Below are 21,075 nucleotides of genomic sequence, written 5' to 3' on the forward strand. Positions count from 1 at the left end.
TCATGAACTATGATATCATAATCATTGGTGCAGGTTTGGTAGGTTTGGCTACAGCCTACCAGACACAACTTAAAAATCCTGATTCTAAGATCCTCATTGTAGAAAAAGAAAATGATGTGGCATTGCACCAGTCAGGACATAACAGTGGAGTAATCCATAGCGGGATTTATTATAAACCGGGAAGCCTTAAAGCTAAAAATTGTATTGAAGGCTATAACTCGGTCATTAACTTTGCCGAAAAACATGGCATACAATATGATCTTTGCGGAAAAATAATTGTAGCTACCTCACAGAAAGAACTACCACTTTTGGATAATATTTATAAAAGAGGAGTTGAAAACGGACTTCAGAATTTAAAATATCTTTCCAGAGAAGAATTTCGTGAAATTGAACCCCACTGTGAAGGAATAAAAGCAATCAAAGTACCACAAACCGGAATTATTGATTATCCTGGAATAGCCAAAAAAATCAAAGAGCTTTTTGAAGAATTAGGAGGAGAAGTGAGATTTAATCATGAAGTAAAAAATATCATTGATAAAGGATCTGAAATTATTATCAATACCAATATTTCCGAATTTAAAACCAAAAAGTTAATTTCCTGCGCAGGATTGTATTCTGATAAGATAACCAGAATGACCAACGAGAAAAACGATGTGGTCATTATCCCGTTTAGAGGAGAATATTATAAAATTAAGGATGAAAAAAAATATCTGGTAAAAAATCTTATTTATCCAGTACCTGATCCTAGCTTTCCGTTTCTTGGAGTTCACTTTACCAGAATGATTGATGGTAATATAGAAGCTGGTCCTAATGCTGTTTTGGCCTTCAAAAAAGAAGGATATAACTTTTTTGATTTCAATTTTAACGAAACCATGCAAACCGTGCTATGGCCAGGGTTTAGAAAAATTGTAGCAAAATATGGAAAAACCGGAATGGGCGAAATGCATCGTTCACTTTCCAAATCCGCCTTTACAAAAGCCCTTCAGAAACTTTTACCGGAAATACAGGAAAATGACCTTGTTGCAGGAGGTTCAGGAGTACGAGCTCAAGCTTGCGACAGAAATGGAGGATTGATTGATGATTTTGATATCGTGAAAAATGGAAATATTATTCACGTTAGAAATGCCCCTTCTCCAGCAGCTACGTCCTGCCTTTCTATTGGAAATAAAATAAGTGAGCTGATCATGAATTAAAAAATGCACTCCGTGCACTCAAAAAACTAAGAATATGAAAATTCAAATGGTTGACCTTAGAGGTCAATACCTGAAAATAAAAGAAGATATAAACGCCGGTATCCAGGAATGCATAGATAATACAGCATTCATTAATGGCCCTGCTGTAAAAGAATTTCAATACGATTTCGAAAAATATCTTGGAGTAAAACATGTTATTCCATGTGCCAATGGAACAGATGCTCTTCAAATAGCCATGATGGCCCTTAATCTGCAGCCTGGTGATGAGATAATCTGTCCTGCTTTCACTTACGTAGCAACTGCGGAAGTTATTGGTCTTTTAGGGTTAAAACCTGTAATGGTAGACGTAAACAAAGATACTTTTGATATACAGCTGGAAGGTCTTGAAAAATATCTTACCCCCAATACAAAAGCAATTGTTCCTGTTCATTTATATGGCCAAAGTGCTGATATGGAACAAATTCTTAAATTTGCAGAAAAACACAACCTTTTTGTTATAGAAGATAATGCTCAGGCAATAGGTTCTGATTATACATTTTCTGATGGAACTGTTAAAAAAACAGGAACTATCGGACATATTGGATGTACGTCATTTTTTCCGTCAAAAAATCTGGGATGTTATGGTGATGGAGGGGCATTGATGACGAATGATGATGATCTGGCTTTCAAAATCAGAATGATTGCCAATCACGGACAGGAAAAGAAATACTACCACAAAGTTTTAGGCTGTAATTCAAGATTGGATACCATACAGGCTGCTGTATTGAAAGTTAAGCTTAAGCATTTGGATGAATATTCAGCTTCCAGAAACAGAATGGCGGATTATTATGATGCAAATCTTGCAGGTATATCAGAAATTCAAACTCCTAAAAGAGCTGCGAATTCTACCCATGTATTTCATCAATATACCCTTAGAGTGAAAAATGGAAAAAGAGATGGATTACAAAAATATCTGGCAGAAAAGAATATTCCAAGTATGATATATTATCCTTTGCCTCTTTACAAACAAGAAGCTTTTGTTCAATATGTGAAAGAAGGTTTTAGTCTTCCGGTTACAGAGCAGCTTTGCAAAGAAGTGATCTCTCTTCCTGTACATACAGAATTTGACCATGAAGTACTGGATATTATTATTACAGAAATTAAGAATTATTTTAATTAATATAAAGCAGATATGTCGGATTTTTTTGCGCACGAAACGGCCGTTATTGACGATGGATGTCAAATAGGAAACGGAACCAAAATTTGGCACTTTTCACATCTTATGACAGGTTGCATTTTGGGCGAAAAATGCAATATTGGACAGAATGTTGTCATTTCACCTAAGGTTGTTTTGGGAAAGAATGTAAAAGTTCAGAATAATGTTTCAATTTATGAAGGAGTAACATGTGATGATGATGTTTTTTTAGGGCCTTCAATGGTTTTTACCAATGTAATAAATCCAAGAAGTGCTGTCAACAGAAAGAACGAATATCTGAAAACCCATGTTGGAAAAGGGGCATCTATAGGAGCTAATGCAACAATTGTTTGTGGACATAATATTGGTCAGTATGCTTTTATCGGAGCAGGAGCTGTAGTTACAAAAGAAGTACCGGATTATGCATTAGTAGTAGGAAACCCTGCCAGACAAATGGGATGGATGAGTGAATTTGGGCAAAGACTTCAATTTGATGCAGAAAATATTGCCGTTTGTGAAGAAAGTGGAGAAAAATACAAATTAGAAAATAACAAAGTTTCAAAAATTTAAAAACATACAAATGAGTGAAAAAATAAAATTTGCAGTTGTTGGCTGCGGGCATATCGGAAAAAGACACGCCGAAATGATCACAAGAAATGAAGAATGTGAATTAGTAGGCTTGATTGATGTTAAAGATAAATCAGTATTGGGAATTGAAAATTATAATGTTCCCTTTTTTGCATCACTAGATGAATTTTTAGCTTCCGGAATTGAAGTGAATGTAGTTAATATCGCTTCTCCAAACGGATTTCATTTTGAGCAATCTTACAAAGTAATAGATGCAGGAAAGCACGTTGTGGTAGAAAAGCCAATGGCTCTGAAAAAACAGCATGCTGAAAAACTTATTTTTCAGGCTCTGCACAAGCATAAACAAGTTTTTGCCGTAATGCAAAACAGATATTCACCTCCTTCCGTATGGGTGAAAGAAATGGTTGAGAGCGGAAAACTTGGGAATATATATATGGTTCAGCTTAATTGCTACTGGAACCGTGATAACCGATATTATAAGCCGGAATCATGGCATGGAAAGAAAGATCTGGATGGAGGAACTTTATTTACCCAGTTTTCTCACTTTATCGATATCATGTACTGGCTATTCGGTGATATTACCAATATTCAGGCAAAATTTGCAGATTTTAATCATGAAACGCTTACTGATTTTGAAGACTCAGGTTTCGTTAGCTTTGATTTTGTAGACGGAGGAATGGGATCATTAAATTATTCTACTTCTGTTTGGAATCAGAACCTTGAAAGTTCTATGACCATTATCGCAGAGAATGGGTCTGTGAAAATCGGGGGACAATACATGGACAAAGTAGAAGTTTGTAATATAAAAGACTATGTAATGCCAGAATTAGCTCCAACAAATCCTGGAAATGATTATGGTGCTTATAAAGGATCTGCTGCCAATCACCATTTTATCATTGAAAACGTTGTAGATGTATTAAAAGGAAGAAATACCATCACTACCAATGCTTTAGAAGGGCTTAAAGTAGTAGATATTATTGAGAGAATTTACAAACTTAAACAATAATGAATCATATTCTTTATATTCCATCTTGGTATCCTAATCAATATGATAACTTGTCAGGTGTTTTTTTTAAGGAACAAATTGAAGGACTTTCATCTGTTATTGAAAATGTGGGAGTTATTGCTCCGGTTTACAGAAGTTTTAAAAGTTTTAATTTTAAACAGAATGAATTGACATTTTCTAATAATGATGGGGTCAATACCTTTATTAAAGAATTATGGCATTTACCAGGCTGCAATATATACAATAGATTACAGTGGTTTAATAATTGTAAAAAGTTATTTGAAAATTATGTAGAAAAATTTGGATATCCAGATCTAATTCATATTCATTCCATAATCACAGCAGGGCAATTTGCTGTGTATGCAAAAAAAAAGTATAATATACCTTTTGTTGTGACTGAGCATTCATCAGGATTTGATAGAAATTTATATAGTAAGCGTGAATTAATGTCTTTTAAGGCTGAAGTTACTGAATCTTCTCATAATTTTGCCGTAAGTAAAAGTTTGGCAGAAGTATTAGCAAAGTCCATTGGAGGAACTTGGGATGTTTTGCCGAATTGGGTAAATGATAATTTTATAAATCAAGATAACAATTTTACAAAAAAGGGAGAGAAAATTATTTTTTTCTCTCTTTCTTCACTCAATCCATTAAAAGGACTTAATATTTTGATTGATGCATTTGATGATTTAGCTAAAGAATATCAAAATGTAGAGCTTTTGATAGGAGGGAATGGGGTTGAATATCATAATTTGTCGGATCAGATTAAAAAGTTAAGATTAGAAGATAAAATAGTATTATTAGGAAAACTTGACAGGGATACTGCCATTGAAAAATATAAAAGCTCAACATTTTATGTTTCACCAAGTTTAATAGAGACATTTGGAATTGTTGTTATTGAAGCATTAGCTATGGGACTTCCTGTTTTGGCTACGGATTCCGGTGGTCCTCAATCTATTTTAAATAATGATGTCGGAATCATTGTAAAGAAGAATTCAAGAGAAGAATTATATAAAGGAATGAAGTATTTAATTGAGAATGAAGACAAATTTGACAGAGAGAAGATCGTTAAATATTGTGTTGAGCATTTTTCTAGAGAAAAGGTTTCAAATGACCTTATAAACGTTTATAAGAAAATACTAAAATCATGACAAAGAATGTCATCATTTTATTTTTAAGGAAAATCATGGGAGCATTAGCAACGTTAGTTGCTACTATGTTGATTACCAGAAATCTAAGTGTTGAAAACTATGGTTTGTATAACGTATTTATCAATACAATTTTAATTATTACCAGTTTTTTATCATTAGGTATTGACTCTGCCAGTGGATATGTTTTGCAAAATCAGAAACATAATCAGGATAAAGTTATTCTAAATATTTTCTATTTAACAATATTCATAAGTATTATTGCTTTTATTGTTTTTAATTTAATTTTTAAAATAGTACCGTATGGAAGCTTAAATGGGATCCCTCCTGATCTACAATCGTATGCAACAATTATCGGAATTGGTACCTTGTTTACAAATGTTTTGTATACCATTTTGATTGGTAAAATGGATTTTAAGAATTATGCTATCTTTAGTATAGGACCCAATGTAATTTTTATTATCCTGTTGTGTATTTTTTTGATATACAAAGAGATAACCCTTCATCATGTGATTATTTCATTTATGACTGGATTTATCATAACCAGTATATTGTTAATAATTTACTTTTTTAGAAGTGTTAAAATATTTTCAATAAAAAATTTTAAAATTGATTTTGATATTCAGAAATATATATTGAAATTTGGTTTAAAATCTTATGTATCTAATCTGATAACGATCTTAAATTATCGTATCAATATATTCATCATTGCGCATTATTTAGGATCAAAGGAAACCGGTATTTATTCTAGCTGTCTTGTTATTATTGATTTTATATGGCTGCTTCCGGCAACTATTTCATCTGTTACCTATCCATGGTTTTCAAATCCTTCAATGTCTGCTCAGAGAAAAGTGATGATTCCAATTATTACAAGAGTTGTTATTTTTCTGACATTTATTGCTACATTGTTATTTTATATTCTTGGGGATTATTTAGTTAACATTGTTTTTGGAAGTAAATTTACAGATACAAAATCTCTGTTTTTATATTTGGGACCAGGAATAATACTAATGGCTGGGTCGAAAATCATAAATGTAGACTTTGCTGCTCAGGGAAAACCACAAATTAATATTTATTTGAATCTCATGGCTCTCATTATTACAGTAATCAGTAATTTTTTATTGATACCAAGATTTAATCTTGTTGGAGCTGCCATAGCAACAAGTATATCATTTGTAATATGGTTCTCTGTAAGTCTTCTGATATACTGTAAAATAACAAGAACAGGAGTAAGAGAATATCTGAGTCCTAAAATAAATGATTTGAGTTTTATAATTAATTTTAAAAAGTAGTAATGAATATTATTGTTTTTCTTATAATTTTTTCATTAAGCTTGGGAAGTTTCGGAGGTTCTTTTCAACCTACAAGGTTATTGTTGCTTTTCTTACCTTTTTTATTGGTGAAATCAACTAAAGGTTCTCATCTTCACTACAATAATACAATTACTTTTGGCCTCTTTACGTATTTTGTTTGGATTACTTACGGCCTTATTTCTCTTTTTTGGAGTCCGGATCCACAAATTGGTTTAACGAATGAAATCGTCGTGATGACCACTAGTATGTCAAGTTTACTCTTTTTTCCTCTTTTTTTGAAAGATAATGATGCTACTCTCAAATTAATTAGAAATGCTTGGATTTATGGATTAGCACTTACTTTGCCTATTGCAATTTACGAAATTGTAACAATGAACCATTTTAGCTATGATGACGAGAGATTAATTGGAGGTATTGGTATATATGCACCTTATGCTTCCGTTTTTTTTGGAAATTATAACAACTATTGTGTTTTTATTTGTTTGTGTTTACCTATGGTATTATGGGGAATCATTGAAGAAGGGAAAAAAGCGTTAAAAATATTCTACTTAGTGGTTTTGGGGATTTCTGTACTTATAATTTTTGTAAATACCAATAGAACATCCATGATCATCATTGTTATTTATTTATTATCTCAGATCCGGTTAAACTATAAAAACTTATCCTTTATTGCTCTTATATTATTACTTTTTTATTTTTCTTATACTTTTCTGCCAGATCCTTTGGTACAAAATATAGAAATTTTATTTAAAGATAGGGTAAATGTTGATTACAGCAATGATGAATCCGGTAGTGTAAGAATGTATAATTTTATTGCTGGAATTGGATTCCTGATTGATTCTTACGGTGCCGGAGTGGGTGCCGGAGGATATGAATATTATATGGAAAGATCTGAATATTATAAAGGAATAGTCAATCCACATAACTTCTTTTTAGAAATTTTTGCACAATATGGGATTGTTATTTTTTCATTATTTATAATCTGGCTCGTAAAAATTCTAATAGGATTTAAAAAAAGTGTAATGCTGAGTAGTAATGTGAAAAGGCTCTTATATACAAGTGTTCTGGTAATCCCTATCATCGGTATAATCAATAGTGATTCATTGGGAAATACATATTGGTGGTTATATCTTACATCACTCGCAATTATATCCTCAGTTGGTGGAAAGAAAATGCTGAAATCATATGGAAAGTAAAAGGTTCTTCACTTAGTAAGTCCTGTTTCTTCAAGTGATTATTTTACTTAATGGAAAGATCAGAATTATATATATTAGCATCAGATTTTATAGATATCAAAAAGTGCTGTTTAAGAATATAATTTAGTAAAATATAGTAGCTTTAATGCTGAAAACTTGTTTAAAATTATAAAAGATACCGGATACTTAAAATGAGGTAATACAGTAGAAAATAACATTATCATGTATCTGGAATATTTAGGAAAACGAGTTATTAAAAAAATAATGATTTAAAAAAATAAAACAAATGTGTGGAATTTTTGGTGTCGTATCGAACACCAGTATTAATAGACAGAAATTTCAAACTCTGGTAAAACATTCCGAACAAAGAGGAGTAGATTCCAGTGGTTTGATTTATTATCAAAATAACCAATATAAGGTAAACAGAGCTGATTACAGCATTGAAAAATTACTGAATAAGGTAAAACCATATAATGACAATATTGTTTTAGGACATAGTAGGTTGATTACTAATGGACTGGGGGATAACCAGCCAGTAATCAGAGGAAATATATGTGCAATACATAATGGGATTATAGTAAACGAAGAAGAAGTCTGGAGTAAGCTATCTGTAAGCAGACAATTAAAAATTGATTCCGAAGCTATTGTGGCTATTGCAGAAGAGTTTCTTCATAATAGTGACAATAAAATAGAAGATCTTCCTAAAAAGATACTTTCTTTATGTCAGGGAGTTATTGCTTGTGCTCTTGCTCTGCCAGAAAAAGGAAAACTTCTTCTTTTTTCTAATAATGGTAGTTTATATGTAGGATATAACGAGGACAAAACCTATTTTGCATCAGAAAGCTACGGGCTTAGAATCATAGGATGCGAAAATATCACTCAGATAAAAGAAGAGTCTTTGATTTTGGATATTCCAGTCTCAAAAGAAAATCTTACAGTTACAGATGAAAAAAGCAGAGTAGAAGACTTAATCCCTGAGTTTAAGTTTAATACTATTGAAGAAAGACTGCTTGAATATAAAAAGCTTAACATCAAAAGATGTACTAAATGTATTCTTCCGGAGACAATGCCTTTCATAAAATTTGATGAAGAAGGCGTATGTAACTACTGTAAAAGCTACAAACCAAGAAATAATCCAAAACCGAAAGAAGAATTATTTAAATTGGTTGAACCCTATAGAAGAAAAGGTAAGGAACTGGATTGTATTGTTCCTTTTTCAGGAGGTCGAGATAGCTGCTATGGATTACATCTTATTGTAAAGGAACTGGAGATGAAACCTGTTACCTATACCTATGACTGGGGAATGGTAACGGACCTCGGTAGACGAAATATCAGCCGTATGTGTGCTGATCTTGGAGTAGAAAACATTATTGTTGCCGCAGATATTTCATTGAAAAGAAAGAATATCAGAATGAACCTTGAAGCATGGCTGAAGTCACCTCATTTAGGAATGATGGCAATGCTTACTGCAGGAGATAAACATTTCTTCAGACATGTGGAAGATATCAAAAAGCAAACAGGGATCAACCTTAATCTTTGGGGAGTAAATCCATTGGAAGTAACTCACTTTAAAACAGGATTCTTGGATATTGAACCTGATTTTGAAGAAAAAAGAGTATACAGTCATGGTGCTATGAAACAGCTGAGATATCATTCAAAAAGATTCAGAGCAATGATGGAGAGCCCTGGATATTTCAATAGTTCACTTTGGGATACTTTGTCTGGTGAATACTATCGCAGTTTCACAGAAAAACAGGATTACTATCACATTTTTGATTATTGGAGATGGGATGAGGAGCAGGTAGATAATACTCTTTTAAATGATTATAATTGGGAAAAAGCAATTGATACTACCACTACCTGGAGAATTGGTGATGGTACAGCAGCTTTTTATAATTATGTATATTATACTGTAGCTGGTTTTACAGAGCATGATACGTTCAGAAGCAATCAGATCAGAGAAGGGCAAATAACAAGAGAAAGAGCTTTAGAACTTGTTGAAATAGAAAATACTCCACGTTATCAGAATATCAGATGGTATCTGGATACTTTAGGACTTGATTTTGAAAGAGTAATTAAAATCGTGAATAAAATTCCGAAATTGTATACTGAAAAATAATTTAAATTTTTGTTCGTAAATGAAAAGCTCTACCTTGATTTTTAAGATTACTTTATTATTTACTTGTTGGATGTATAGTAGTTCTTTCTGTTTGGCTATGCCTATTTTTAAACCGGCACCAGTAATACAGAATAAATTAATATTTACATCGGATAATCCTACATTTACGAACAAAAACTTAAGCGTTAAGGAGATTTCCAAAATGTTGGATTTTTATACTGATGTATTTAGCTCAGAGACTCAACTGTCCAAGTGGTACAGTTCTGTCTATGATAGTTCAGCTCTTTTATATGTTCCTATGCAATATGCTTATGATACTCAAAATAATGAAAAGAGCCAAAATGTCAATTGGGATGCCTCTCATTTTTCGAGAATGTCTGCTTATCTGCATCTGTTGAAACTTAATTTTCAAAACGACAAAATAAAATACAGTTATTTAGAAAGACTCACCACATTACTTTCAAATCAGTTGATAACTAAAATTGCTGTTTATAATTCAAAAAATGATTTTTACACCTTCAATAATTATATAGATGGTAATAACAGTAGCTTTCGAAGTGATGTTAAAGATGGGAAAAAAGGAATCCAGCCATCTCAGAACTTTGAACATATCTTTATTGGCTGGTGGAAAATGTTAAATACCAGAGAAGTCAATATCATGTATGAAAGAATAGCAGGAAAATTCCCTTATTATTCTGAGCAGAGTGCCTATATCACATATGATAAAGGTTTTTTTCAAGAAATTGTAAATCTGAAATAATCTCATTTAGTATGGTTATATTTCAAGTAAGTAATTCTCCATTTATTAGAAAATCAAATAATTAAGAATGAAACCTGACCAATGTTTAATAGGAAACCTGAAAATTTTCCAAAATCCAATTAATGAATAAAAAATACAAATTTCACATATGTCATCTAACGAGTGTTCATCCGAGAAATGATTCCAGAATATTTCATAAGATGTGCAAAAGTTTGGCATCCAATGATATCAGGGTGTCATTGGTAGTTGCTGATGGTAAAGGTAATGAGACGATAGACAATGTGGAAATTATAGATATAGGTGCGCCTGATGGCAGATTAAAAAGAATTACGAAAACCACATCCAAAGTTTTTAATAAAGCTAAGGAGCTTAATGCAGATGTATTTCATCTTCATGATCCCGAACTCCTTTTAGTAGCAAACAAACTTAAAAAACTAAATAAGAAGGTAATCTTTGATTCTCACGAAGATACGGTAAACACAATTTTAGTCTCACCTTATTTAAAATCCCCTTTTTCAAATATAATTTCTCTATTATATGAGAATTTCGAACGCTATATCTGTAAAAAAATAGATGGAGTGGTTGGAGCAACACCCCATATTGAAAGTTATTTTAAAAAATTTGCCAAACAAACTGAAAATATCAATAACTATCCCATCTTATCTGATAAGAAACAGGAGAGGATTTCCTGGGATGAAAAAAAGAATGAAGTTTGTTATGTGGGGTCCATTGATGGTACGAGAGGAATTAAAGATTTGATGAATTCATTGGAGCTTGCAAAATCAAAGGTCAAACTAAATCTGGCAGGCATGTACTCTTCTCCTGCACTGGAAAAAGAGATAAAGGAACATAAAGACTATCACCTTGTTAATGATTTTGGATATGTAAATTCTGAAGAAGTAGATAGTATTTATAACCGTTCGTTAGTAGGTGTGGTTACTTTGCATCCCATTCCAACATTTTTAGTGAGTCTGCCCATAAAAATGTTTGAATACATGGTTGCGGGAATTCCGTTTATTGCCTCAGACTTTCCTTACTGGAGAAGTTTATTGAAAGGGAGTGATTGTTGTATTTTCGTAAACCCTCAAAAACCTCAGGAAATAGCCGATGCTATCGATTACTTCATTCTTAATAAAGAAAGAGCCAAACAAATGGGTGAACTGGGACAAAAGCTAGTTTATGAAAATTTTTCATGGGAAAGCCAGTCTGAAAAATTATTAACGTTTTATCAAAAAGTTTTATCAAACTAATATGTGCGGAATAACAGGAGCAATAGAGTTTAAAAGATCACAATACCTCAATTTTGAAGAAGGAAGTGATTTACATAATTACATACGAAGAAGAGGACCGGATTACTATGGTGTTGAAAAAATAGAATATGAAGGATGGTCAGTAACTTTAGCTCACTCCAGGTTAGCAATTATTGATCTTTCAGAAGCATCTAACCAACCTATGATTTCTCATGATGATAGGTATACTATTACCTTTAATGGTGAGATATATAACTATCAGGAAATCCGTGAAGAATTGATATCAAATGGTTTTAAATTCAGAACAACAGGAGATACTGAAGTTCTTTTAAGAGCATGGGAATGCTGGGGTGAAGGCTGTTTGGATAAATTAAACGGAATGTTCGTTTTTGGCTTATTTGATAAAATTAAAGGAGAGTTCTATCTGGTAAGAGACAGATTCGGTGTTAAACCATTAATATATACTTTTTTTGATGGCCAGCTACTGTTCTCCTCTTCTATAGCCTCTGTAGCAAAACAAATAAATCAGGAGATAGATCTGGAGTACTGTTCCAGTGGAATAAGATTTGGTTTTTTTGAAGGATATGAAGACAGAACTCCTTTTAAAAATGTAAAATATCTTATGCCAGGATCATTGATGAAATGTACGCTGGATGGAGAGCTGAAAATAGAAACAAAGTCGTGGTATTCCCTGGAAGAGCAGGTGGCAAAGAAAAGAAAAGAACTTGAGTCTTTAAGCTCAGATGAACTAATTTCCCAGGGGAAAGCTTTGTTGGAAAGTTCAACCAAGATACGTTTGAGAAGTGATGTTCCTCTGGCAATTTCTTTAAGTGGTGGGGTAGACTCATCATCTATAGCAGCAATTACAGCGAAAGAAGTAAATCATTTAATGGCTTTCAGCTATGGAGCTCCGGATCACCCAAAATCGGAGGGTCCTACCATCAATAAATTTGCGAAAGATAAAAATATAAATGTTGAGTATATTCACCATTCTTACACTGCACAAGAAATGGGGAATATCTATGATCAAACCATGGAGGCACAGGAATCTCCGTTTCTTGGATTAAGTATTATTGCACAACATGAAGTCTATAAACAGGTAAAAGAAAGAAATATTAAAGTTTTACTGGGAGGTCAGGGTGGCGATGAAATTTTCGCAGGATACAGAAAATTTTTTGTAGTAGCTCTGAAAAAGGCAATAGAAAAAAAAGAAATCCTTCCGGGGTTGCAATATTTTCATTCCCTAGCACTTATGCTGATATTCGAAACCAAGCAAATAAAAACATATTGGAATGAGAAAAACAGGTATCTGAAAACAACAGGAAAAGATACTTCATTCTTAGATTGTCTACCCAATATTTCCTTAAATCTTTTTGAAAACACATCTTTATCAAAAAGGCAGATTTCAGATATTCAGAAATACAGTATTCCCTCACTGTTAAGATATGAAGATAGAAATTCAATGTATTTTTCTATTGAAAGCAGACTACCTTTTATGGACTATAGATTGGTAGAGTTTGCTCTGGCATTGCCGGACCTGCTTAAGATTAAATACGGATATGGAAAATGGATACTACGTGAAATGATGAAAAAAGACGTACCAGGCTATATTCTTAAAAACCGTTTAAAAAGAGGCTTTGACGTTACCCAAAATTGGGTAAATGATGGTGTGGGAGAAAGAATACAATCAAATATTTTAGAAAATAAAAATAAAGTAAAAGATTTTGTCTCTGACATCAGTAGACTTGAAGATTCCCTTACAATCAAGAATCTTAATAACAGTAATATCTTGAATGAAGCAATCATGCTTGATTTCCTGATAGATCCTATTAAAAAACCAACACTTCAGTGATGAAAATGAATAAAAACACCTGGCTGATTTCCAAATACGCCTCACCTCCTCAATATGCAAAAGTTCCTTCACGTTTGTTTTATTTGGCAAGAGAATTTACAAGGCAAGGAAATAATACCTTCATGATAACCTCAGATTCAAATCATTTTACCAATTGTCCTGAAACGGATAAAATTTATAATGATGAAGAACAGGATGGAGTTGCTATAAGATGGATTAAAACGAAGAAATATATCAAAACAGCATCAATAGACAGAATATTGTCCTGGTTTGATTTTGAAAGAAAGCTTTTCTCCATGAAACTTTCCAACATGACAAAACCTGATGTGGTTATTGTTTCGTCTCTTTCGATTTTTACCATTATTTATGGCTATTATCTCAAAAAGAAGTTTGGGAGTTTTCTGGTTTTTGAAATCCGGGATATATGGCCTTTAACTATGACAGAAGAAGCAGGTTTTTCCAAATGGCATCCACTTGTCTTACTGATAGGGTTTATAGAAAAATTTGGATATAAAAAAGCGGATCTGGTCGCAGGAACTATGCCAAGATTAGATCTACATGTAGAACAATTACTGGGATATAAAAGACCTTTTCATTGTTCACCATTAGGATTTGATCCAGAAAACTATTCTGAAGACTTTTTAAAAGAAACAAATCCGTTTTCAGGGGTAGTACCATCAGGAAAGGTTATTATTGGCTACGCCGGAAGTATGGGAGTTACCAATGCATTGGAACCTTTTATTGAAACAATACAAATGATGAAGGAAAACAGTAATATCCATTTTTTACTTGTCGGAAGTGGTGATCTCAGAGAGTCTTACGAAGAACAACTAAAAAATTGTTCCAATGTGACATTTTTACAAAGAATCCGGCAAAGTGAAGTTAAATATTTTCTTGATGCTTGCGATATTCTATACTTGTCTACTAAAGATTCAAAAGTGTGGGACTACGGACAATCTATGAATAAAGTGGTGGAGTATATGCTGGCTGCGAAGCCTATTATTGCTTCGTATACAGGATATCCTTCTATGATTAATGAAGCTGATTGCGGTAAGTTTATCAACAGTACTTCTGCAGAAGATATTAAAGATGCTATTTTATATTATGTTAATATGAGTCAGGAAGAAAGGATTGAAATAGGTGATAAAGGAAGAAAATGGATTTTTGAAAACAGAACGTATCCGGTGTTAGGAAAAAAATATATGGATGCTATTGTATTTCATTCTGTAAAGGAAAAGAAATAATTTTGCATAAATTGAAATGTAAATATTAGGATTTATTTTGAAAATTACCATTAATAATAATTTCATTTATAAACTATTTTTGTTATCTGTTATGGTAGGAAATACCATTGCTATTTCTTTTGCAAAGCCTCTGGAAATGGATCCAAGGAACTTTTCTATACCTTATCGGATTTTTATTATTGTATTGTCTGTATTCATAATTTATAGAGAAAGGATAAATATTAGTTTTAAAAATATTTCATTGATAAGTCTTGTTGGATTTTGGATTTTTTACATCATCAAACTTACTTATTCGTTTAATAATTATTCGTTTAATCAGGATGTAATAGTATCAGAAAATGAGGATATCTTTAGAGTCTTATTTATGAATCTGCTTCCTAGTGCAGCATTATTATGTATTAATTACAACAAAGTAGATTTCAAAAGTATTACAAAATATTGTCTCTTTATTTTATGTGGTCTTCTTATTGTCAATTATATATATGGTTATATCAACTTAGATCACATTTTTAGTACATATTACATTATGTATGGTCACATAGGGGCCTCATTGTTTATTATTTCTTTATTTCTGCTTTTATTTTGTAAAAAAGATTACAAATTATATTTTTTATTTTTCTGTCTTTTTTTAGGGCTTTTTAATGTAATACAATCTATGGCGAGGAGTCCTTTACTTGCTATTGCTATAAGTTCTTTTTATATGATTCTTTTAAAAGGAAATAGAAAATATCTGTTATATGCCATTACATTACTTTTGTTATTAATAGGACTTATTTTTCTCCATGAACAATATGGTGACGGATTAATAACAAGTTTCAACAGAATGTATAAATGGCTTGCTCAAGGAGATACATCGAGCCGGGGACCATTATATAGAGGAGCTCTTGAAATTTTTTATTCAAATCCTGTCTTAGGAGGCAGAATTTTATTTGAAGATGGAGTTCACCCCCATAACATCTTTTTAGAACTTTTAATGGCTACCGGTATTCTAGGGTTAATTATTTATTTTCTAAAGTTTTTACCAGTATTTCAAAATGCCTCTATTTTCTTGAATATAAATAAAAGTAATATATACTATAAAGCTATTTTTGCTTTATTTTTGCAATATTTTACACTCGTACAGACATCTTGTAATCTTTTTAATATACCGGAATTTTTGTACTTTAGTTCAATAATTATTGGTATTAGTTATAGCGCAAAAAACAAAAGAATTGAGTAGAAGCTCACCAAGTATTATGACGAACAGATCTAACTTTTAAGAATGTATAAAAATTATTTAAAGAGGATTTTTGACTTTGTATTTTCTCTGATGGGAATTACCTTATTGCTTCCGATTTTCCTTGTTGTTATGATAGGATTATTCCTGGCTAATGATGGAAAACCCTTTTTCTTCCAGTTAAGACCTGGGAAAAATGGGAAAATATTTAAAATTATAAAGTTTAAAACAATGAATGATAAAAAGGATTCCAATGGAACTCTTTTATCAGATGCGGAAAGACTAACAGCTATAGGCTCATTCGTTCGTAAAACATCCCTGGATGAAATTCCACAGTTGATCAATGTTTTGAAAGGAGATATGTCTCTTATTGGTCCCCGACCTCTTCTGGTACAATATCTGCCGCTTTATAACGAGCACCAGGCTCGAAGACATGAAGTGAGACCCGGAATTACAGGTTGGGCGCAGGTTAATGGAAGAAATGCAATATCATGGAATCAGAAATTTGACTATGACGTATGGTATGTAGAAAACATCTCTTTTATTTTAGATTTCAAAATCTTTTTTCTTACCGCGAAGAAAGTATTTATCAGAGAAGGAGTGTCCGCTGATGGACACGTTACCATAGAACCATTTCAAGGAAATTAATTAATAGCTATGTATTTATTTGGCGCGAGTGGACACGGTAAAGTAATAGCAGATATTGCTGCTGCTAATGACATAAAAATTAAGGCATTCATAGATCAGGATGTTACTAAAAATGAATGCTACGGATTTCCAGTCTTGAATAATTTACCAGACGATAAGGAAAAACTTATTATTTCAATTGGAAATAATCTTATCCGTAAAAAGATTGCAGAACAGATTAAGAGTGAGATGGGTACTTTAATACATCCAAAATCAATAATTTCTGCTTCTGTGAATATAGAAGAGGGAACAGTAATCATGGGAGGAGTCGTAATCAATGCTGATACTGCCATTGGAAAACACTGTATCATCAATACCAATGCATCTGTAGATCATGATTGTGTGGTTGAAGACTTTGTTCATATTTCACCCAATTCAGCACTTGCCGGAGGAGTAGAAGTAGGAGAAGGTTCTCAGATTGGAATAGGAGCTTCGGTAATCCAGGGAATTAAAATAGGAAAATGGTGTGTAATAGGTGCCGGAGCGGTCATCATTAACGATGTTCCTGATTATTCAGTGGTTGTAGGAAATCCGGGTAGAATTATCAAGAAAAATATTATATAAAAGTTACGAATCAAAAATATGAATACTAAAATCTGGCTGTCCTCGCCACATATGGGAGGGAATGAACAAAAATATATCAACGAAGCGTTTGAAGAAAATTGGGTAGCTCCGTTAGGCCCTAATGTTAACGGATTTGAAAATGATCTGGAGCAGTTTTTAGGTGGAAACGCAAAAGTAGCTGCTCTTTCTGCGGGTACTGCAGCATTACACCTTGCTCTTATCGAGTGTGGAGTTGTACATGGTGATGAGGTAATCTGCCAATCCATGACTTTCTCTGCTTCAGCCAATCCCATCGCGTATTGTGGAGCAACACCTGTTTTTGTGGATAGTGAACCGGTTACATGGAATATGTGCCCAAAAGCACTAAGAGAAGCCATCGAAGACAGAATTCAGAAAGGAACAAAGCCTAAAGCAATCATTGTAGTACACCTGTATGGTATGCCGGCAAAAATGAACGAAATAACAGCCATTGCTCAGGAGTTCCAGATACCTGTGATTGAAGATGCTGCTGAAGCCCTTGGATCAACTTACAAAGGACAGGCTTGCGGAACATTCGGCCGTTTTGGAATCTTAAGTTTTAATGGAAATAAAATCATTACCACTTCAGGAGGTGGAGCTTTGGTTTGTCATACTCAGGAAGATAAAGATAAAGCGGTTTTCCTTTCTACACAAGCCAGAGACAATGCTCCTCACTATCAGCATTCGCACATTGGTTTCAACTATAGAATGAGCAATATTGTGGCAGGAATAGGAAGAGGACAGATGGAAGTGCTTAAGGACAGAGTGGCAGCCCGCAGAGCAATGCACAATTTCTATGTTGACCTTTTCAGCAATATTGAAGGGGTAACTGTATTTTCAGAGTCGAATGATGATTTTTATTCCAACCACTGGTTATCCGCAGTGATCGTTGATCAGGAAATTACAGGAAAGGACAGAGAAGGTCTGAGACATGCATTTTTAGAAGACAATATAGAATCAAGACCACTTTGGAAACCAATGCATTTACAGCCGGTCTTTGAAACTTCTCCTTACTATGGTGGGAATGTTTCAGAAAAACTTTTTGATAACGGATTATGTCTCCCTTCAGGTTCTAATCTGTCTGATGATGACAGGGAAAGAATAGCAAAGGTTGTTCATTCTTACTTTGGACTTTAATATTATTTGAATTTAATGAATCAGTATAAATATTGGAAAAAAGTTTTTGATTTTGCCTTAGCGGCAATATTGATCCTTTTTCTTATGCCTGTACTGATTATTTTATTTGTGATTGCAAGTTTGGATACATCTTCTAATGGGATTTTTTTTCAGACCCGAATAGGGCAATATGGAAAACCATTTACCATTTTTAAGATTAAAACAATTCATGAACATAAGAGAACATGTTCAAAAGTTGGGCAGGCTCTCAGAAAATTTAAGCTCGATGAATTTCCGCAATTGTTTAATATTGTAAAAGGTGATATGAGTTTTGTAGGTCCCAGACCTGATATTGAAGGATATTATGATAAACTTGTCGGAGAAGACAGGAAAGTTTTGGAACTCAAACCTGGGCTTACCTGTGAAGCAAGTATTAAATACAGAGATGAAGAATATCTTCTGAAGAATCAGGAAGATCCTTTAGCTTATAATGATGAAGTAGTATTTCCAAACAAAGTAAAAATGAATCTGGAGTATTTTGAAAGTATGTCTTTCAAAAACGATATAAAGATCTTGTTTAAAACATTAATAACCACATTGAAATAGAGTTTTTAACTATTATGAAAATTAAAGAAACCCCGCTTAAAGACTGCTACATCATAGAGCCTACCATATTTGAAGATGAAAGAGGCTACTTCTTTGAAAAGTTCAACGAAAAAAAATTTGAGGAACTTACCGGAATGAACGGGCACTTTGTGCAGGATAATATTTCTAAATCTTCCTATGGAGTATTGAGAGGACTGCATCTTCAGAAAGGAGAACATGCCCAGGCAAAATTGGTATCCTGCCTTGAAGGAAGCGTTTGGGATGTGGCTGTAGACCTTAGAGAGGATTCTCCTACATTCGGAAAATGGTTCGGAATAGAGCTTACTGCTGAAAATAAATTACAACTTTATGTACCGAGAGGTTTCGGACACGGTTTTTCTGTATTGAGTACCCATGCTGTATTTTCTTACAAATGTGATAATTTTTATAACAAAGAGTCAGAAGGAAGTGTGAAATTCAATGATCCTGATCTTGATATCGATTGGAAAGTAGATGAAAAAGATGCCATACTTTCAGATAAAGACCAGAATGCCCCTGGATTTAAAGAAAAAAACTTTTAAAGTATATCCCTGAAAACCACTTTTATAAAGTGGTTTTTATTTTTTAATCCTAACTCTCCAATATTTTGTATCTTTGCAGACTCAAAATCAAAACGATGCGTACAAAATCTGTAGGGAAGAAGAAAATCAATGTAGTCACTCTTGGATGCTCCAAGAATGTATATGATTCTGAAGTATTAATGAGCCAGCTGAAGGCCAATGGCAAAGAAGTGGTTCACGAAGACCGTGGGGACATTGTGGTCATCAATACCTGCGGATTTATTGATAATGCGAAAGAAGAATCTATCAATACCATCCTTGATTATGTTGATGCTAAAAACAGAGGTGAGGTCGAGAAAGTATTCGTTACAGGATGTTTATCTGAAAGATATAAACCGGATTTGATAAAAGAGATTCCGGATGTAGACCAATATTTTGGAACAAGAGATCTTCCGATACTTTTAAAGCATCTTGGAGCAGATTATAAACACGAACTGGTAGGAGAAAGATTAACAACAACTCCAAAACATTACGCATACCTTAAAATTTCCGAAGGCTGTGACAGACCTTGTTCTTTCTGTGCAATCCCATTGATGAGAGGAGGGCATATTTCGACACCCATCGAAAAACTGGTTTCAGAAGCTCAGAAACTGGCCAAAAAAGGGACAAAAGAGTTAATTCTTATTGCTCAGGATCTTACTTACTATGGTCTTGATCTTTATAAAAAGAGAGCATTGGGCGATCTTTTAAAAGAATTGGTAAAAGTAGAAGGAATAGAATGGATTCGTCTTCACTATGCTTTCCCTAGCGGTTTCCCTGAAGATGTTCTTGATATTATCCGCGAAGAACCTAAAGTATGTAACTATATCGATATTCCTCTTCAGCATATCAATTCAGACTTACTGAAATCTATGAAGAGAGGAACTACCCATGAGAAAACAGATGCCCTTTTAGGAAAATTCAGAGAGAAAGTTCCTGATATGGCGATCAGAACAACGCTTATCGTTGGATATCCTGGAGAAACAGAAGAGATATTTCAGGAGCTTAAAGACTGGGTAAGAGAGCAGAAGTTTGACAGATTAGGATGCTTTACCTATTCTCACGAAGAAAACACTACTGCCCATGTTTTGGAAGATAATATTCCACAGGAAGTAAAAGAAGCAAGAGTAGAAGAGATAATGGAGCTGCAGTCTCAGATTTCATGGGAAAAGAATCAGGAAAAAATAGGTAAAGTATTCAGATGTATTTTTGACCGTAAAGAAGGAAATTATTTCATCGGAAGAACAGAGTATGATTCTCCGGATGTTGATAATACTGTTTTGGTTTCAGCAGAAGATACTTATATTTCTATTGGTGAATTTGCAGATGTTAAAATTACCTCCGCTGAAGAATTTGACTTATACGGAGAATTGGTTTAGCTAAACGCTTATTAATCAGTTAAAAATAGCATTTTTCAAGCTGACTCATTAACGAAAATTAACATAGAATT

19 protein-coding genes are annotated in these 21,075 nt (G+C 33.2%); all 19 read left to right on the plus strand.

What is annotated here, in order from left to right; genetic code table 11:
- Positions 1-2 precede the first annotated feature (2 nt).
- The 19 genes from lhgO to rimO all read left to right on the plus strand — a co-directional run bounded on the left by lhgO (position 3) and on the right by rimO (position 21,004).
- Positions 3-1,193 carry an L-2-hydroxyglutarate oxidase gene (gene lhgO, locus A1704_RS12920; protein WP_062674001.1) on the plus strand — a complete coding sequence of 397 codons (1,191 nt, stop codon included), beginning with the start codon at positions 3-5 and terminating at the stop codon, positions 1,191-1,193.
- A 34-nt stretch (positions 1,194-1,227) separates the two neighbouring features.
- Positions 1,228-2,352 (plus strand): DegT/DnrJ/EryC1/StrS family aminotransferase, encoded by a 1,125-nt coding sequence (locus A1704_RS12925; RefSeq protein ID WP_062674004.1) that lies wholly within the window; start codon positions 1,228-1,230, stop codon positions 2,350-2,352.
- Positions 2,353-2,364: 12 nt separating this feature from the next.
- The gene (locus tag A1704_RS12930; protein WP_062674006.1) at positions 2,365-2,937 is read left to right on the plus strand and encodes an acyltransferase; all 573 of its coding nucleotides are present in this window, start codon (positions 2,365-2,367) and stop codon (positions 2,935-2,937) included.
- 10 nt (positions 2,938-2,947) lie between these two features.
- Positions 2,948-3,961 (plus strand): Gfo/Idh/MocA family protein, encoded by a 1,014-nt coding sequence (locus A1704_RS12935; protein ID WP_062674008.1) that lies wholly within the window; start codon positions 2,948-2,950, stop codon positions 3,959-3,961.
- Entirely contained in the window at positions 3,961-5,109 is a 1,149-nt protein-coding gene (locus tag A1704_RS12940) for a glycosyltransferase (RefSeq protein WP_062674010.1), read from the plus strand. The genes A1704_RS12935 and A1704_RS12940 overlap by 1 nt, the downstream gene beginning before the upstream one ends.
- Complete coding sequence (locus A1704_RS12945; RefSeq protein ID WP_062674013.1) at positions 5,106-6,398, plus strand: oligosaccharide flippase family protein; 1,293 nt, start codon at positions 5,106-5,108, stop codon at positions 6,396-6,398. Before A1704_RS12940 ends, A1704_RS12945 begins: the two co-directional genes overlap by 4 nt.
- Before the next feature lie 2 nt (positions 6,399-6,400).
- Positions 6,401-7,615: an O-antigen ligase family protein gene (locus A1704_RS12950; protein WP_062674015.1), complete on the plus strand. Its 1,215-nt coding sequence runs from the start codon at positions 6,401-6,403 to the stop codon at positions 7,613-7,615.
- A 286-nt stretch (positions 7,616-7,901) separates the two neighbouring features.
- Positions 7,902-9,734: a glucosamine 6-phosphate synthetase gene (locus tag A1704_RS12955; protein ID WP_062674017.1), complete on the plus strand. Its 1,833-nt coding sequence runs from the start codon at positions 7,902-7,904 to the stop codon at positions 9,732-9,734.
- Between the two features lie 97 nt (positions 9,735-9,831).
- Complete coding sequence (locus A1704_RS12960) at positions 9,832-10,494, plus strand: hypothetical protein (RefSeq protein WP_062674020.1); 663 nt, start codon at positions 9,832-9,834, stop codon at positions 10,492-10,494.
- A gap of 200 nt (positions 10,495-10,694) precedes the next feature.
- Positions 10,695-11,744 carry a glycosyltransferase gene (locus A1704_RS12965; protein ID WP_062674021.1) on the plus strand — a complete coding sequence of 350 codons (1,050 nt, stop codon included), beginning with the start codon at positions 10,695-10,697 and terminating at the stop codon, positions 11,742-11,744.
- Position 11,745: 1 nt separating this feature from the next.
- The gene (gene asnB / locus A1704_RS12970) at positions 11,746-13,596 is read left to right on the plus strand and encodes an asparagine synthase (glutamine-hydrolyzing) (protein WP_062674023.1); all 1,851 of its coding nucleotides are present in this window, start codon (positions 11,746-11,748) and stop codon (positions 13,594-13,596) included.
- Positions 13,596-14,840, plus strand: coding sequence for a glycosyltransferase family 4 protein (locus A1704_RS12975; protein WP_062674025.1), 1,245 nt, complete (start codon positions 13,596-13,598; stop codon positions 14,838-14,840). The genes asnB and A1704_RS12975 overlap by 1 nt, the downstream gene beginning before the upstream one ends.
- Positions 14,841-14,877: 37 nt before the next feature.
- On the plus strand, positions 14,878-16,059 hold the full coding sequence (locus A1704_RS12980) for an O-antigen ligase family protein (protein WP_131797508.1): 1,182 nt from the start codon (positions 14,878-14,880) through the stop codon (positions 16,057-16,059).
- Positions 16,060-16,101: 42 nt separating this feature from the next.
- On the plus strand, positions 16,102-16,704 hold the full coding sequence (locus A1704_RS12985; protein ID WP_062674030.1) for a sugar transferase: 603 nt from the start codon (positions 16,102-16,104) through the stop codon (positions 16,702-16,704).
- A gap of 9 nt (positions 16,705-16,713) precedes the next feature.
- Positions 16,714-17,307, plus strand: a complete 594-nt coding sequence (locus A1704_RS12990; protein ID WP_062674032.1) for an acetyltransferase — start codon at positions 16,714-16,716, stop codon at positions 17,305-17,307.
- 18 nt (positions 17,308-17,325) lie between these two features.
- Complete coding sequence (locus A1704_RS12995) at positions 17,326-18,462, plus strand: aminotransferase class I/II-fold pyridoxal phosphate-dependent enzyme (RefSeq protein ID WP_062674034.1); 1,137 nt, start codon at positions 17,326-17,328, stop codon at positions 18,460-18,462.
- Positions 18,463-18,477: 15 nt separating this feature from the next.
- Positions 18,478-19,047, plus strand: a complete 570-nt coding sequence (locus A1704_RS13000; RefSeq protein WP_062674036.1) for a sugar transferase — start codon at positions 18,478-18,480, stop codon at positions 19,045-19,047.
- A gap of 14 nt (positions 19,048-19,061) precedes the next feature.
- Positions 19,062-19,607 (plus strand): dTDP-4-dehydrorhamnose 3,5-epimerase, encoded by a 546-nt coding sequence (gene rfbC, locus A1704_RS13005; protein WP_034699135.1) that lies wholly within the window; start codon positions 19,062-19,064, stop codon positions 19,605-19,607.
- A 95-nt stretch (positions 19,608-19,702) separates the two neighbouring features.
- On the plus strand, positions 19,703-21,004 hold the full coding sequence (gene rimO, locus A1704_RS13010) for a 30S ribosomal protein S12 methylthiotransferase RimO (RefSeq protein ID WP_062674038.1): 1,302 nt from the start codon (positions 19,703-19,705) through the stop codon (positions 21,002-21,004).
- Positions 21,005-21,075 lie beyond the last annotated feature (71 nt).

This window comes from Chryseobacterium cucumeris (genome assembly GCF_001593385.1).
In the GTDB taxonomy this organism is placed as follows: Bacteria; Bacteroidota; Bacteroidia; order Flavobacteriales; family Weeksellaceae; genus Chryseobacterium; species Chryseobacterium cucumeris.

What these genes read in the sequence shown, in the direction of transcription:
- lhgO (WP_062674001.1), top strand. Translation starts at nt 3, where the DNA reads ATGAACTATGATATCATAATCATTGGTGCAGGTTTGGTAGGTTTGGCT.
- A1704_RS12925 (WP_062674004.1), top strand. Translation starts at nt 1,228, where the DNA reads ATGAAAATTCAAATGGTTGACCTTAGAGGTCAATACCTGAAAATAAAA.
- A1704_RS12930 (WP_062674006.1), top strand. Translation starts at nt 2,365, where the DNA reads ATGTCGGATTTTTTTGCGCACGAAACGGCCGTTATTGACGATGGATGT.
- A1704_RS12935 (WP_062674008.1), top strand. Translation starts at nt 2,948, where the DNA reads ATGAGTGAAAAAATAAAATTTGCAGTTGTTGGCTGCGGGCATATCGGA.
- A1704_RS12940 (WP_062674010.1), top strand. Translation starts at nt 3,961, where the DNA reads ATGAATCATATTCTTTATATTCCATCTTGGTATCCTAATCAATATGAT.
- A1704_RS12945 (WP_062674013.1), top strand. Translation starts at nt 5,106, where the DNA reads ATGACAAAGAATGTCATCATTTTATTTTTAAGGAAAATCATGGGAGCA.
- A1704_RS12950 (WP_062674015.1), top strand. Translation starts at nt 6,401, where the DNA reads ATGAATATTATTGTTTTTCTTATAATTTTTTCATTAAGCTTGGGAAGT.
- A1704_RS12955 (WP_062674017.1), top strand. Translation starts at nt 7,902, where the DNA reads ATGTGTGGAATTTTTGGTGTCGTATCGAACACCAGTATTAATAGACAG.
- A1704_RS12960 (WP_062674020.1), top strand. Translation starts at nt 9,832, where the DNA reads ATGCCTATTTTTAAACCGGCACCAGTAATACAGAATAAATTAATATTT.
- A1704_RS12965 (WP_062674021.1), top strand. Translation starts at nt 10,695, where the DNA reads ATGTGCAAAAGTTTGGCATCCAATGATATCAGGGTGTCATTGGTAGTT.
- asnB (WP_062674023.1), top strand. Translation starts at nt 11,746, where the DNA reads ATGTGCGGAATAACAGGAGCAATAGAGTTTAAAAGATCACAATACCTC.
- A1704_RS12975 (WP_062674025.1), top strand. Translation starts at nt 13,596, where the DNA reads ATGAAAATGAATAAAAACACCTGGCTGATTTCCAAATACGCCTCACCT.
- A1704_RS12985 (WP_062674030.1), top strand. Translation starts at nt 16,102, where the DNA reads ATGTATAAAAATTATTTAAAGAGGATTTTTGACTTTGTATTTTCTCTG.
- A1704_RS12990 (WP_062674032.1), top strand. Translation starts at nt 16,714, where the DNA reads ATGTATTTATTTGGCGCGAGTGGACACGGTAAAGTAATAGCAGATATT.
- A1704_RS12995 (WP_062674034.1), top strand. Translation starts at nt 17,326, where the DNA reads ATGAATACTAAAATCTGGCTGTCCTCGCCACATATGGGAGGGAATGAA.
- A1704_RS13000 (WP_062674036.1), top strand. Translation starts at nt 18,478, where the DNA reads ATGAATCAGTATAAATATTGGAAAAAAGTTTTTGATTTTGCCTTAGCG.
- rfbC (WP_034699135.1), top strand. Translation starts at nt 19,062, where the DNA reads ATGAAAATTAAAGAAACCCCGCTTAAAGACTGCTACATCATAGAGCCT.
- rimO (WP_062674038.1), top strand. Translation starts at nt 19,703, where the DNA reads ATGCGTACAAAATCTGTAGGGAAGAAGAAAATCAATGTAGTCACTCTT.